The organism is Marinobacter xiaoshiensis (assembly GCF_031631795.1).
GTDB lineage: Bacteria > Pseudomonadota > Gammaproteobacteria > Pseudomonadales > Oleiphilaceae > Marinobacter > Marinobacter xiaoshiensis.
In genome coordinates this window covers 43,335-58,121 of sequence record NZ_JAVMBO010000018.1, presented here as the reverse complement: position 1 = coordinate 58,121, position 14,787 = coordinate 43,335, and the positions used below count along the sequence as shown (strand labels likewise).

Sequence of the window (14,787 nt, the reverse complement as noted above, 5' to 3'; positions counted from 1 at the left end):
AGTTCAGTTTGCCTTTACAAATTCAACAATGCGTTTTGCTGCTTCCACACATTCTTCCAGTGGCGCAACCAACGCCATACGAACCCTGTTCTCACCCGGGTTGTAGTCATCCACCGTGCGGGACAGGTAGCGACCAGGCAGAACATGAACGTTTTGCTGGGCTGACAACTCCTTGGCAAAGGTTTCGTCATCCATTGGTGTGACCGGCCATAGATAAAACCCGGCATCGGGAAAATCGACGTCCATTACTTCGCGCAGAATGGGCACTACAGCTTCAAATTTTGCGCGGTAAGCCGCCCGGTTTTCCCGCACGTGGTCTTCATCCTGCCACGCGGCAATGCTGGCTAGCTGGTTATGAACCGGCATGGCACAGCCATGATAGGTGCGATAGCTCAGGTAGCCTTTGAGTATGCTTGCATCGCCGGCAACGAAGCCTGATCTAAGGCCTGGCAGGTTGCTACGCTTCGAGAGGCTGTGGAAAACAACGCAGCGCGCGAAGTCGTGACGACCTATCGCTGCACAGGTCTGCAGCAAACCTTCGGGTGGATTGTTTTCATCGGGATAAAGTTCGGAATAGCATTCGTCTGAGGCGACGATGAAATCGTATTTATCTGCCAGTTCAATAACTTTTTTCAGTGTCTCTCGTGGTATGACAACGCCGCTGGGATTGCCTGGCGAACACAGGAACAGAACTTGGCAATCCTGCCATACAGAATCTGGCACTGCATCAAAATCAGGAATGAAGCCGTTGGAACTATCACAAGGAAGGTATACCGGCATAGCCCCTGCCAGAAACGCTGCACCCTCGTACACCTGATAGAAGGGGTTGGGGCTTACAACGGTTGCTTGCTTGCTGGAATCCACCACCGCCTGTACCAGTGAAAATATAGCCTCCCGGGTGCCGTTTACCGGAACGATGTTCTGATCCGGGCTCAGGGAGCCAGTTTTCAGTTGGAAGCGCTTCGTAGCCCACTGACTTATCGTTTGCCGCAGCTCATCCAAACCACGGGTGGTGGGGTAGTTGGCCAGGCGGTCCAGATTGTCGGCAATCACCTGCTTCACAAAGTCAGGGGCCGGGTGTTTGGGCTCACCGATGCCAAGAGATATGGCCGGCAGATGCTTGGGTACCGAAATGCCTGCTTTGAGTTTCGCCAGTTTTTCGAAAGGGTAGGGGTGAAGCTTGTTCAAATTCGGATTCATTGAATTTCATCCAGCATTTTGCACAGGTCTTGCTGCAGGGCACGGCATACGGAAGGATCGCTGATTGGCTCGCCGTGTTCGTCGGTTACAAAGAAAACGTCCTCCACCCGCTCGCCGAGAGTGGCGATTTTGGCATTGCTCAGGCGTATGCGGTGATCCAGAAGCACCTGCCCAATGCGAGCCAGAAGGCCGGGGCGGTCAGGTGTCACCACTTCAATCACTGTGCGCTCATTAACGGTGTCGTTGGAGAACAGCACCTCGGTCGGGAACGCAAAATGCCTGAGTTGCCGTGGGGTGCGACGATGAATAATATCGGGGTAGTCTTCAGGGTCGTCCAGCTCTTCGATCAGGCGCTTGCGCACCCGCTCTTTGCGGGCCGGGTCGATACCCAGAGGCTGGCCTTTCTCGTCCAGCACAACATAGGAACTGATTGTATAAGGACCATCATTTGAACTGATACGAGCATCAACGATGTTGAGATTGAGCTGTTCCAGCACGGCCGTTGTTGCCGCAAACAGAGTGGCGCGGTCGTTCATGTAAATTATGATCTGGGAAAAACCGTCAGTAGGGCCGCCGTGGGTATCCCGGATAAGTACCAGCGGGCCGGGCGTGTCGCCATGGTTGATTATGGCAGCCGTTTGCCAGGCTATATCCACCGTGGAGTCCTGCAGGAAATAGTCTTCATCAACGGTATCCCAGATAGCATTAATCTGCTCATCGCTGATGTTCTGTGCATGGAGAATTTCCCTTGCTTCAGATTGGGTTGCACGCACCCATTCCTGCCTGTCTACGGGAATCTCGGTGCCACGTCTGAGGGCGCGTTTGGCTTCTATATACAGCTGGCGCAGCAGGGAAGCACGCCAGGTGTTCCAGAGCTTGGGGTTGGTTGCACTGATGTCGCACACCGTAAGAATGTACAGATAATCCAGATGTGCCTGGCTGGGTACTGCCCGGGCGAATGAGCGGATGATATCCGGATCTGAAATGTCTTTGCGTTGAGCTGTCATGGACATAAGCAGGTGGTTTTCCACCAGCCAGGACACCAATTGGGTATCTCGCTCGCCAAGGTGGTGGCGCTGACAGAAGGCTTCGGCATCCACGGCGCCAAGCTCTGAGTGGTCGCCGCCGCGACCTTTGGCAATGTCGTGATACAGGCCAGCTATATAAAGTAGCTCGCGCTTGGGCAGGCCATGGATCAACCGCGCTGCTAACGGATAGTCGTCGCGGGCTTCCGGGCCGCTCATTCGTACCATGTTGCGCACCACCCGCATGGTGTGGGCATCAACTGTGTAAATGTGGAAAAGGTCGTGCTGCATCTGGCCAATAATCTGGCCGAATTCTGGCAAATAGCGACCCAGTACGTTGTATTTCTTCATGGCTGAGAGGACTTCGTCCAGCGCATGGGGGGTTCGCAGCAATTCCATGAACAAGGATGTAACCGCGAGGTCAGAACGGAAGGCGTCGTCAATCAGGTGCCTGTGTGCCCGCAAAGACCGGATGGTTGTTGCCCGGATGCCCTTGATTTCAGGGTGTTGGGCCATCAGCACAAAGATTTCCATAATCGCGTAGGGCGAGTAGGCAAAAACCTGGTTGTTTACTGCTTCTATATAGCTGTTGCGAATCTGGAAGCGGTTGTTGATCGGTTGAATGTTGTCTTCTGTGCCTGTGCCGAGTATCGCTTCGTCGTAAAACTGAAGAATAACGTCTGCAAGTTCTGCCAGCGCCAGTACCGCACGGTAATAGGACTGCATCATCAGCTCGACATCCAGCCGCTTGCCTTCGTCTTTGTAACCCAGCATCTGTGCGAGGGCGCGCTGGTGGTCAAATAACAGGCGGTTCTCATTCCGGTTTGCGATCAACTGCAGCCCATAACGCAGTCGCCAAAGAAGCGTTTCGCCTTCTACCAGAACCCGATGTTCCTCGTCGGTGAGAATGCTGAAGCGGGTCAGGTCGGCAATGCTCTGTAGCCCAAAGTGTCGCTTTGTGATCCAGCCTATGGTTTGAATATCCCGAAGGGCACCCGGAGAGCTCTTTACGTTGGGTTCGAGATTGTACTCGGTGTCACTGTATTTTTTATGGCGCCGCTGCTGCTCTTTGCGCTTGGCAATAAAGTAGTCGCGGTCGGTAATGATGTTATCGGAGTAGGCTTGCTCGCTGAGTTCTTTGCGCAGTTCATCCGGGCCTGCAATTGTGCGGGTTTCCAGAAGATTGGTCAGTGTGGCCACATCGCCCCGCGCCGCAGCTTTGCTTTCTTCAATGCTGCGAACACTGTGGCCGATATCGAGCTTCAGATCCCACAATAGTGTGACGAAAGCGCCAAGATCTTCCTGCCAGCCCGGATCGATACCCTCCCGGGTGAGAATAAGCAGGTCGATATCTGAATGTGGGTGCAGCTCACCCCGGCCGTACCCGCCAACGGCGATTAGCGCAATGTCGGGTGAGCTGGAGAAAGGGTAGCGGTTCCAGATAAGCTTCAGAACGGTGTCGATCGTGTCGGCTCTGGAGCGAACCAGAGCACGAACGTCGGCACCTTGCCTGAAGGCTTCGGCATCTGCACTGTAGCGTTCTTTCAGCAGTTCCCTGGCTGCCATAACCGGGGAAGGGTCCCTGCTGATTCTGGCTTCCAGTTCCTGGCGCGTCACTTAGAAGGACTCCTCCGACCGCTTGGTCAGAACTTCATAGCCATCGGCAGTGACCAGAATGGTGTGCTCCCATTGCGCTGAAAGCTTGTGGTCTTTGGTGACTACGGTCCATTGGTCTGGCAGCAGCTTGGTGTGATACTTGCCTTGGTTGATCATCGGCTCAATGGTGAAGGTCATGCCTTCTTGTAGTGCCATGCCAGTGCCTGGTTTGCCGTAGTGCATAACTTGCGGCTCTTCATGGAACACTTTGCCAATGCCGTGGCCACAATAGTCTCGAACCACAGAATAACGATGTTTTTCGGCGTGCTGCTGGATAACGTGGCCAATGTCGCCCAGGCGCGCCCCGGGTTTAACCAGTTCAATACCTTTATAGAGGCATTCCTGAGTAATTTTGATCAGGCGCTCAGTGCCGGGCTTTGGCTTGCCAACGATCCACATTTTGCTGGTGTCGCCGTGGTATTCATCCTTTATTACGGTAACGTCAATATTCACGATGTCGCCGTCCTTCAGAACTTTCTTTTCTGAAGGGATGCCGTGGCAGATAACGTGGTTAACTGAAATGCACACGGATTTAGGAAAGCCTTTATAGTTCAACGGAGCGGGGATCGCATTTTGCTCGTTGACGATGTAGTCATGGCAGATCTGGTTGAGCTCTTCGGTGGACACGCCAGGCTTGACGTGCTCCCCGATCATTTCGAGAACTTCAGCTGCCAGGCGGCCTGCCACACGCATCTTTTCAATTTCTTCCGGAGTCTTGATCGATACTTGCATTGGGCTTCCCATTGATTTGTGTCAAACGAGCATTTTAAGGGGCCCGGGCTCAGGGTACAAGGAAGCAGAGGTTCAAAAATAATGGCGTGGGCTGGTGGTTTTATGGTATAAACGCGCCCGCTGGAAACAATTCCGGCAAATTCGAGCACGAGTCAACACGTTGCCCCAGGGTGCCTGCTCCCGCTTTAAATCTATACAGGGAGCCTGGTTGGGGTAATTGGACGCGTGTAAGACTAACCCGAAGCTAAACTAAGGTACTATCATGGCTCAGGTAAATATGCGTGACCTGCTCAAAGCAGGTGCTCACTTTGGTCACCAGACTCGCTACTGGAACCCGAAAATGTCGAAGTATATCTTCGGCGCCCGTAACAAAATTCATATCATCAACCTTGAGCAGACTGTTCCTGCCATGAACGAAGCCCTTAACTTCGTTCAGCAACTGACAGAGAACAAGAACAAGATCTTGTTTGTTGGCACCAAGCGCGCCGCAGCCAAGGTTATCAAGGAAGAAGCAGAGCGTTCTGGCCAGCCTTTCGTTAATCATCGCTGGCTCGGCGGCATGCTGACCAACTACAAGACCATCCGTCAGTCAATCCGTCGCTACCGTGAACTGGAAGCCCAGAGCAAAGACGGTACTTTCGACAAGCTGACCAAAAAAGAAGCACTTGAGCGTACCCGCGAGATGGATAAGCTCGAGCGTTCTATCGGTGGTATCAAGGATATGGGCGGTCTGCCTGATGCCTTGTTCGTTATCGACGTTGATCACGAGCGTATTGCCATTAAAGAAGCCAACAAGCTGGGCATCCCCGTTATTGGTGTTGTTGATACCAACAGCAACCCGGATGGCGTTGATTTCGTAATCCCGGGTAACGATGACGCTATTCGCGCAATCCAGATCTACGTGAAAGCGGTTGCTGACACTTGCCTGGAATCTGCTCAGGCTGGCGGCGCTGACGAATTTGTTGAAGTTGCTGAAGAGTCTGCAGGCGCCGCTCCGGCTGCTGAGTGATACGCTCGCATCACTGATGAGATATAAGGCATGCTGGGGAAATCTCCTCGGCATGTCTTCCCACCGATTTCAGAAAAGTTAAGAGGACTGAACATGGCTGCTATTACCGCTGCAATGGTCAAAGAACTGCGCGACCGCACTGGCCTTGGCATGATGGAGTGTAAAAAAGCTCTGGTTGAATCTGAGGGCAGTGTAGATGCAGCAATTGAAGAGCTGCGCAAGTCTTCCGGTCTGAAAGCTGCCAAGAAAGCAGGCCGTATTGCCGCTGAAGGTGTTTCGTTGATCAAGATCTCTGACGACAACACCGTTGCATACATTCTGGAAGTTAACTCTGAAACAGACTTCGTTGCTCGCGACGACAACCTTCTGAACTTTGCTAACGACGTACTGAACGTTGCCTTCGAAAAAGGCGAAACAGACGTTGCCAAGCTGATGGAGGGCGAGTTGGAATCCAAGCGCGAAGCGCTGGTTCAGAAAATCGGCGAGAACATTACTGTTCGTCGTCTGGTTTCAGTTAAAGGCCCGGTAGTTGGCGGTTACGTTCACAGTAACAACAAGATTGCTTCTGTTGTTGCTCTGACCGCTGGCGATGCTGAACTTGCTCGTGATATCGCGATGCATGCTGCTGCAGTTAACCCGCGTGTAGCCAAGCCTGAAGACATGCCTGCTGAAGAGCTGGAAAAAGAGAAAGAAGTTATCCGTGCTCAGCCAGACATGGAAGGCAAGCCTGCCGAAATCGTTGAGAAAATGATGGGCGGCCGTATCCAGAAGTTCCTCAAGGAAAACAGCCTTGTTGAGCAGCCTTTCGTTAAAAACCCGGAGCAGACTGTAGGCCAGCTTATTAAAGCGGCCGGCGGCGAGCTGGTTGGTTTTGTTCGCCTGGAAGTGGGCGAAGGCATTGAAAGAGAAGAAGTGGACTTTGCTGCTGAGGTTGCTGCTGCAGCCGGTACAGGCAAGGCCTGATTTTTCTCGGCGCTGTGACGGTTAGTTACAGTGCCACCTGAGTCTGCCACGTTGGCTGGATTTTTCCGGCTCTCGTGGCGGGCTTGTATCTGAGATCCCCCTTTTTCAAGGAGTATGTCAGATGCAAGCCTGCAATGCGTATCACGCCGGATAGCAGTTAACAGACGAAAAGGGGATCAGTATGCCGACATCATCGAAAAACCAGCCAAGATATAATCGTGTTCTGCTTAAACTCAGTGGCGAAGCCCTGATGGGCGAGCATGATTTCGGTATTGACCCCAAAGTTCTTGATCGCATGGCGCTTGAAATCGGTGCTTTGATTGGCATCGGTATTCAGGTCGGCCTCGTTATTGGTGGGGGCAACCTGTTCAGGGGAGCGTCGCTGAGCGACGCTGGAATGGATCGTGTTACTGGCGATCACATGGGTATGCTGGCCACTGTAATGAATGGTCTTGCCATGCGCGACGCTCTGGAACGTTCAAACATACGCACCCGGGTTATGTCAGCCATTCCCATGAGTGGTATTGTTGAGCATTATGATCGTCGTCGCGCTGTCCGTGATCTTAAAGACGGTGATGTCGTCATTTTTTGTGCAGGTACCGGCAACCCCTTCTTCACAACAGATTCTGCGGCGTGCTTGCGTGGTATCGAGATTCAGGCAGATGCCGTACTGAAAGCAACGAAGGTAGATGGCGTTTACTCAGCGGATCCTTACCTTGACCCGACTGCAGAAAAGTACGACAAACTGTCTTATGATGAAGTACTCGACAAAAAGCTGGGTGTGATGGATCTGACCGCTATCCTCCTGGCACGGGATCATGGCATGCCGCTGCGTGTTTTTGATATGAACCGTCCGGGCGCCCTGACGCGCATCGTGACCGGCGAGAAAGAAGGCACATTGATCGAATAACGGGTTTTATGACCACCCGATGAACGAATTGAGGATGATTACGTGATTAATGACATAAAAGCTGAAGCCGAGAAGAAAATGGAAAAGAGCCTTGAAGCTCTGCACTCGGCGTTCAACAAGATCCGTACCGGCCGTGCCCACCCGTCGATTCTGGACAGTGTGATGGTTAACTACTACGGTCAGGAAACACCACTGAAACAGGTGGCGAGTGTTAACGTAGAAGATAACCGCACGCTGGCAGTGTCGCCCTGGGAAAAGAACCTGGTGCCCGTTATCGAGAAAGCCATCATGGCTTCAGATCTTGGCTTGAACCCCGCAACCAGCGGCGATCTGATTCGTATTCCTATGCCGATGCTGACGGAAGAGACCCGCAAACACATGGTTAAGCAGTCGAAAGCGGATGCCGAGAATGGTCGTGTCTCTATCCGTAATGCCCGTCGCGATGCAAACAGCATGATGAAAGACCTGCTGAAGGACAAAGACATCAGCGAAGACGATGTGCGCAAGGGCGAAGAAGAAATCCAGAAGCTGACAGATCGCTACATCGCCGAAGTCGAGAAGATGCTGAAAGCTAAAGAAGAGGACCTGATGGCGGTTTGATCGCCATGGTCCACTTGCAAGCGAAACACACGGCCAATAGGGGTGTTCCATTGGCCGTACAGGGGATTTCATGACGGGATCAGTATCCGCAGAAATTCCGGTGTCGGCTGATAGCCGGCCCCGGCATGTGGCCATTATCATGGATGGTAACAACCGGTGGGCAAAATCACGCCTGCTTAAAGGAGTGGCAGGGCACAAGGCCGGGGTAGACGCAGTAAGAGCTGTTGTTGAAACCTGTGCCCGCGAGGGCGTTGAAGTACTTACCCTGTTCGCGTTCTCAAGCGAAAACTGGCGGCGGCCAAAGGATGAAGTCTCAGCCCTCATGAAGCTGTTTCTTTTTGCTTTGGAGCGGGAAGTCAGAAAGCTGCATCGCAACGATATCTGCTTGCGCATCATTGGTGATCGTTCCGCGTTTAATGCAACCTTGCAAGAGCATATGGCCAAGGCCGAGGAGCTCACCCGCAATAACACCAGAATGACCCTTGTCATTGCTGCAAACTACGGTGGCCATTGGGATATTGTCCAGGCAACACAACAGGTTGCCCAAATGGTTAAACGCGGCGAGCTTGAGCCATCTGACATTACCGACGACCTCATACAACAGCACCTGAGCGTTGGTGATCTTCCAATGCCGGATCTAATGATTCGGACGGCAGGCGAGCAGCGGATCAGCAACTTCATGCTTTGGCATCTTGCCTACACCGAACTGTATTTTTCGCCTGTGTTCTGGCCCGATTTCAAAGAAGAAGAAATGCGCAAGGCGTTACAGGCCTACGCCGGACGTCAGCGCCGCTTTGGTCAGACAGACGACCAGATCGTGGCCAAGACATCACAACAATAACGAATGACAGCGACCTAAATTGTGCTAAAAACCCGAATTATCACCGCCCTTATTCTTGCGCCTATCGCTATTGGGGGTATTTTTTTTCTGCCGCCCCTGGGGTTTGCTTTATTCACGGCGGCGATTATTACGCTGGGCGCCTGGGAATGGGCCAATATGTCTGGCTTCGAGCAGCAGCCGGCACGCATTGGTTATGCGGCCGTTGTAGCCATCATTCTCTATGGTCTGCTTGATGTGTCTGCCGTTCCGGTGCTGTGGCTGGCCCTTCTCTGGTGGGTTGTGTGTTTTTTGCTGGTACGCAGCTATCCAGCAGGCTCAGAGCGCTGGGGTAGCAGGCCAGTGCGCGCACTTATGGGCGTGCTGGTTCTTGTGCCCGCTTGGGTTGGGCTGAACCATCTTAGGGCTGCAGGCTTCCAGTTTGGCAATACAGATAACAACCTCCTGCTGATTCTGTATGTGTTCTGCGTTGTTTGGGTGGCAGACATTGGTGCTTATTTTGCTGGGCGAGCTTTCGGTAAAGCGAAGCTGGCTCCCAGAGTCAGTCCTGGTAAGTCCTGGGCTGGCGTATACGGCGGCTTGGTTGCTGTGGCGGTATTGGCTTTGGTTGCGAGCCTTCTTGCTTCCGCAAGCTTGACCGAAACAATAATGCTGGTGGTCGCAACTTTGGTAACCGGCCTGGTGTCCGTACTTGGGGATCTTCTGGAAAGCATGCTCAAGCGTTTCAGGGGTATCAAGGACAGCAGTGCTCTGCTGCCAGGGCATGGTGGGATACTGGATCGTATTGACAGCCTTACTGCCGCTGCTCCCGTGTTTGCGCTCATCATTACGCAACTTGGCTGGCTGACAGTCGGGCACTTGTGAGTATGGTAAAGCGCTCTGTTACGGTACTGGGGGCGACCGGCTCAATCGGACTTTCCACCCTCGATGTCATTCGCCGCCATCCCGATCGGTTTTCAATTTATGCGCTCACAGCCAGTACGCATGCAGAAGAGCTCGCGGTGCTTTGTCGCGAATTTCTTCCGCAAGTAGCCGTAATGGCAGATGCTGCAGCAGCAGAAAAACTCACGGAATTGCTTTCAGACCTTCCCCGGATTTCAGTACTCAGTGGGGAGCCGGGGCTTTGTGAGGTGGCTTCAGCTCCGCAAGCTTGCACAATTATGGCAGCTATTGTTGGTGCGGCAGGCCTCGCGCCAACACTTGCCGCTGTGCGTGCAGGTAAGCGTGTGTTGCTGGCCAATAAAGAAGCTCTGGTGATGTCTGGCAAACTGTTTATGGATGCTGTTGCGGCGTCTGGTGCAGAGTTGCTACCGATAGATTCCGAGCACAATGCAATCTTTCAATGTCTGCCTGCTGAAAAGGTTCGCGACCCCGAAGGTGCCGGTATTACCCGTATTCTGCTCACCGCCTCCGGTGGCCCTTTCCGGGAGACCAGCGCTCAAGACCTGCGCTCAGTCACACCTGCTCAAGCCTGCGCTCATCCAAACTGGTCTATGGGACAGAAAATCTCGGTCGACTCTGCCACTTTGATGAACAAAGGGCTCGAGTTGATTGAAGCGTGCTGGCTGTTTAATACAACGCCAGACCGTATTGAAGTTCACGTACACCCCGAGAGTATCATTCACTCAATGGTTGAGTACGTTGACGGCTCGGTATTGGCTCAGCTGGGCAGCCCTGATATGCGTACGCCCATAGCCAACGGCCTGGCCTGGCCAGAGCGTATTGATGCCGCGGTGGCGCCACTGGATCTTTTTGCAATAGGGCGGTTTCATTTTGAGCGGCCGGACCTCTTGCGCTTTCCCTGCCTGCGATTAGCTGCTGAAGCATTTGAGCTGGGGGGTACAGCGCCGGCAGTGCTGAATGCGGCCAATGAGGTTGCAGTGAGCGAGTTCCTGAAAGGAAATCTGGCTTTTACAGACATTCCAGTTGTTATTGAGCGAACTCTGTCGGTCACTCCAGTGGTACCTGCGGACAGTTTTGATACCATCTTCGCGAAGAACTCAGAGGCACGGCAGCAGGCACGAGAACAAATCCGCCTGTTAACGGTCTGATGTAACTTAGAGCTTTTCGCCGGGCTGGCGCTTAAACCAGGAATGCTATGCAGATTATTCAAACCGTACTTGCTCTTGCGCTTACATTGGGGATACTCGTCACCCTGCATGAGTATGGCCATTTCTGGGTCGCGCGCCGATGCGGGGTGAAAGTGCTGCGTTTCTCAGTGGGTTTTGGTAAGCCCCTGTTCTCTTGGTACGATCGCCACGGCACTGAATTCGCAATAGCCGCCATTCCATTGGGCGGCTACGTAAAGATGCTGGATGAGCGAGAGGGTCCGGTCCCTGAAGAACTCAGAGACCAGGCTTTTACATCCAAACCTCCTTCTCAGCGGATTGCCATTGCGGCAGCTGGCCCGGTTGCCAATTTCCTGTTTGCCATTTTCGCCTACTGGCTGCTTGGCGTGGTGGGTGTCACTCACGTTGCGCCCATCGTGGGTGATGTTGCCAGGGAAAGCGTTGCCAGTAATGTTGGCCTTCGTGAGGGTATGGAAATCCACGCTGTAGATGGGCATAGAGTGAGCTCCTGGCGGGATGTGAATATGCGCATTCTTGAGCGTGCTGGCGAGCAAGGAATAATCACCCTGGATGTATCCAGTGCTGGCGCTCAGGGCACTTTGAGCGGCGAGCTGGGTGGTTGGAGCTTGAGCAACGAAACACCGGACCCGCTTGGTGAGTTTGGTATTACGCCCTGGCGGCCAGATGTTCCAGCCATACTTGGCCAGATTGCAGACGGTGGCCGTGCTCAAGCTGCAGGGTTGCAGGCGGGAGATCGTGTTCTTGCGGTGAATGAAGAGCCAGTTGAAGACTGGTTCGAGTTGGTTGCTTTTATTCGCAGTGCACCCGAGCAAATGCTCGAACTCAGTATTGAGCGCGCTGGGACTGAGCAGTCTGTTCAGGTAACTCCGGCGCAAAAGCAGCAGGACAATGGCGAAGTTATTGGTTTCGTGGGGGCCGGTGTTAAACCAGTCTCATGGCCAGATGATGTAATGCGCGACGTTCGTTATGGCCCCTTGGCTGCCATCCCCATTGCGCTGGACGAAACCTGGGCAGATACAAGGCTTACGCTGGTTGCCATCAAAAAGATGGTTACAGGACTGCTCTCACCCAGTAATCTCAGTGGCCCGATTACGATTGCCCGTGTAGCTGAAGCCAGTGTCAGCTCGGGGTTCGAAGACTTTATTCGATTTTTGGCGTACCTGAGTGTCAGCCTGGGTATCCTGAATCTGTTACCTGTACCGGTGCTGGACGGTGGTCATATCTTGTATTACACCATCGAAGCAATCCGCAAAAAGCCGGTATCGGACGCCGTTCAGGAGCTTGGATTACGAATTGGTATGGCAATGATCCTCACATTAATGGTGTTTGCTCTTTACAACGACCTGATGCGGTTGTGAGAATTGCGGGCTCCTTACGCGCATTAACCAGGCGAAATAATTGAATGAGACGTTCTCTTCTAGGCATAGCCATTGGCCTCGCTGTTGCCGCAACCGGCATGAAGCCAGCATTTGCAGATGAATTTACGGTTGCAGATATTGAGGTGGAAGGCTTGCAGCGTGTTTCTGCAGGTACTGTGTTTTCTGCTTTTCCTGTAAATATCGGAGAACAGATGGACGAAGCCGAACTGGCTGATGCGATTAAATCGCTGTTCCGTACAGGTTTGTTCACCGACATCGAAGCGAGTCGCGATGCCGGGATTCTGATTCTTACTGTTCGGGAGCGCCCTTCGATCACGTCGATCGAAATTGAGGGCAACAAGAACATCGAGACCGATATGCTCATGGATGCCTTGGCTGGTGCCGGGCTTCAGGAGGGGCAGGTATTCCGCCGGGCAACATTGGAGCGGCTGGAACTGGAAATTCTGCGCTCCTACATTGGGCAGGGGCGCTACAACGCGCGCGTGAAGGCAACGGCCGAAGAGCTTCCTCGAAACCGTGTGGCCATTCGCCTGGATATTAACGAAGGCACTGTTGCAGCCATTCAGCACATCAACCTGGTGGGTAACCGGGAGTTCAGTGATGAGCAGTTACGAGACCTGTTCGAGCTGCGTACCACTAGCTGGTGGAACTCCATCACTAATGCGGACAAGTATGCACGGGAACGCTTGAGCGGTGACCTGGAAACCTTGCGCTCATTCTATCTCGACCGGGGTTACCTCGACTTCAATGTGGAGTCCAGCCAGGTCTCTATCTCGCCAGACAAGCGACAGGTGTTTATTGCTATCGCTATCGATGAAGGCCCGCAGTATACGATTTCTGAAATAAAGCTCCGTGGCAATCTCATTGTTGATGAAGAGGAACTGCGTAAACTGATTCCGGTAGAGGCGGGCGATGTATTTTCCCGTGCCCGGATGACAGCCATTTCAGAGACGCTGTCTTTCCGTTTAGGCAGGGAAGGTTACGCCTTCGCAAATGTAAATGCCGTGCCTGAGCCGGGTCCAGATAACACCGCTGCCGTTACGTTTTTTGTTGAGCCGGGCAAGCGGGCTTATGTTCGGCGTATAAATTTCAGCGGTAATGTCTCTACCCGTGACGATGTTTTGCGCCAGGAAATGACGCAAATGGAAGGCGGTATTGCTTCATCCGACCGTATTGAGTTTTCCAAAACCCGCCTTGAGCGGCTTGGCTTTTTCAAGATGGTTAATGTGGATACGGTTCCGGTACCGGGAACAGATGATCTTGTTGATGTGAACTATTCGGTGGAAGAACAGCCAACAGGAAGTCTCTCCGCATCTGTTGGCTTTTCACAGGACTCGGGCATTATTCTTGGCGCCAACGTGGCCGAAAATAACTTTTTTGGCACGGGCAAGCGGGCATCATTTGGCGTAAACGTGAGTGATGCCGTTAGAAGCGCGAATATCTCCTACATGGACCCGTACTACACTGTAGACGGTGTAAGCCGTGGTTTCAGTGTGTTTGCCAGGGAAACAGATTTTGAACAGGAGGACATTACGTCCTACCTGTTGGATGAATACGGCGGACGTATCACCTTCGGGTATCCAACCGATAATATTACCAGGCTTAATTTCGGGGTGGGTTATACCAACTCCAAGATTAAAGGTGGGGTATTTACGTCCAAAGATGTGACTGACTTCATCGAAGAAGAAGGCGATAACTTCAACAACTATTTCTTATTCGGCAGTTGGCGTCGTAGCACCTTGAACCGGGGTGTCTTGCCAACCTCGGGTCACAGCCACTCCCTGTCGATTGATGTCGCCGTGCCCGGCAGTGACCTTACGTTCTATAAAGCTACCCACAGAACGGATTTCTACTTCCCCATGTCGGACAACGATCGTTGGGTTCTGCATACGAGAACGGAAGTGGGTTACGGCAATGGATATGGTGAAGACCCAATCATGCCGTTCTATGAGCATTTCTATGCGGGCGGTTATGGATCAGTGAGGGGTTACCAGGCTAACTCGCTGGGGCCGCGTGCGCGTCCTGCTGATAACGATTTTTCCGATCCCGATCCGTTCGGTGGTAATCTCCTCACAGAAGGATCCCTGGAGTTGATTTTCCCAACGCCGTTTGCCGGAGACAGCCGCTCTATGCGTACCGCATTCTTCCTGGACGGAGGTCAGGTATTCGATCCCGATCGCGGATATGACCCGGAGCCGTCGGAGTTACGATACTCTGTGGGCATAGGGTTCCAGTGGATTACCGCTGTAGGTCCACTGGCATTCAGCCTTGCCAAGCCGCTGAACGACAAACCGAAAGATGAAACTCAGGTGTTCCAGTTCTCACTTGGCCAGACATTCTGATTTGCAGAAATTTGCTTAAGCGTTGCGAGAAACAAAAACGAAT

The 14,787-nt window shown here is 52.9% G+C and carries 12 protein-coding genes; 9 read left to right on the top strand and 3 right to left on the bottom strand.

Going from position 1 to position 14,787, the window contains the following annotated elements; genetic code table 11:
- Positions 1 to 3 precede the first annotated feature (3 nt).
- The 3 genes from dapC to map are packed head-to-tail and all read right to left on the bottom strand — an operon-like array spanning position 4 to position 4,613.
- Positions 4 to 1,200 (bottom strand): succinyldiaminopimelate transaminase, encoded by a 1,197-nt coding sequence (dapC, locus tag RKA07_RS15735; RefSeq protein WP_200369982.1) that lies wholly within the window; start codon positions 1,198 to 1,200, stop codon positions 4 to 6.
- On the bottom strand, positions 1,197 to 3,842 hold the full coding sequence (locus tag RKA07_RS15730) for a [protein-PII] uridylyltransferase (RefSeq protein WP_200369981.1): 2,646 nt from the start codon (positions 3,840 to 3,842) through the stop codon (positions 1,197 to 1,199). The genes dapC and RKA07_RS15730 overlap by 4 nt, the downstream gene beginning before the upstream one ends.
- Positions 3,843 to 4,613 (bottom strand): type I methionyl aminopeptidase, encoded by a 771-nt coding sequence (gene map, locus RKA07_RS15725; RefSeq protein ID WP_200203878.1) that lies wholly within the window; start codon positions 4,611 to 4,613, stop codon positions 3,843 to 3,845.
- Positions 4,614 to 4,875: 262 nt separating this feature from the next.
- On the opposite strand from map, the gene rpsB reads away from it, so the two are divergent.
- From rpsB to bamA, 9 genes are all read left to right on the top strand, one after another.
- Entirely contained in the window at positions 4,876 to 5,622 is a 747-nt protein-coding gene (rpsB, locus tag RKA07_RS15720; protein WP_200203881.1) for a 30S ribosomal protein S2, read from the top strand.
- Between the two features lie 93 nt (positions 5,623 to 5,715).
- Entirely contained in the window at positions 5,716 to 6,585 is an 870-nt protein-coding gene (gene tsf / locus RKA07_RS15715) for a translation elongation factor Ts (RefSeq protein WP_200203883.1), read from the top strand.
- 181 nt (positions 6,586 to 6,766) lie between these two features.
- A complete protein-coding gene (gene pyrH / locus RKA07_RS15710) occupies positions 6,767 to 7,495 on the top strand; it encodes a UMP kinase (RefSeq protein WP_200203885.1) in 729 nt (242 codons plus the stop codon).
- A 42-nt stretch (positions 7,496 to 7,537) separates the two neighbouring features.
- Positions 7,538 to 8,095 (top strand): ribosome recycling factor, encoded by a 558-nt coding sequence (gene frr / locus RKA07_RS15705; RefSeq protein ID WP_200203888.1) that lies wholly within the window; start codon positions 7,538 to 7,540, stop codon positions 8,093 to 8,095.
- A 70-nt stretch (positions 8,096 to 8,165) separates the two neighbouring features.
- Complete coding sequence (uppS, locus tag RKA07_RS15700; protein WP_200203893.1) at positions 8,166 to 8,936, top strand: polyprenyl diphosphate synthase; 771 nt, start codon at positions 8,166 to 8,168, stop codon at positions 8,934 to 8,936.
- A gap of 21 nt (positions 8,937 to 8,957) precedes the next feature.
- Entirely contained in the window at positions 8,958 to 9,797 is an 840-nt protein-coding gene (locus RKA07_RS15695) for a phosphatidate cytidylyltransferase (protein WP_200203895.1), read from the top strand.
- Positions 9,798 to 9,799: 2 nt separating this feature from the next.
- Positions 9,800 to 10,984, top strand: a complete 1,185-nt coding sequence (gene ispC, locus RKA07_RS15690) for a 1-deoxy-D-xylulose-5-phosphate reductoisomerase (protein WP_200203897.1) — start codon at positions 9,800 to 9,802, stop codon at positions 10,982 to 10,984.
- A gap of 47 nt (positions 10,985 to 11,031) precedes the next feature.
- Positions 11,032 to 12,381, top strand: a complete 1,350-nt coding sequence (rseP, locus tag RKA07_RS15685) for an RIP metalloprotease RseP (RefSeq protein ID WP_200203899.1) — start codon at positions 11,032 to 11,034, stop codon at positions 12,379 to 12,381.
- A gap of 44 nt (positions 12,382 to 12,425) precedes the next feature.
- Positions 12,426 to 14,744, top strand: a complete 2,319-nt coding sequence (gene bamA / locus RKA07_RS15680; RefSeq protein ID WP_200369979.1) for an outer membrane protein assembly factor BamA — start codon at positions 12,426 to 12,428, stop codon at positions 14,742 to 14,744.
- The last annotated feature ends 43 nt before the right edge of the window (positions 14,745 to 14,787 follow it).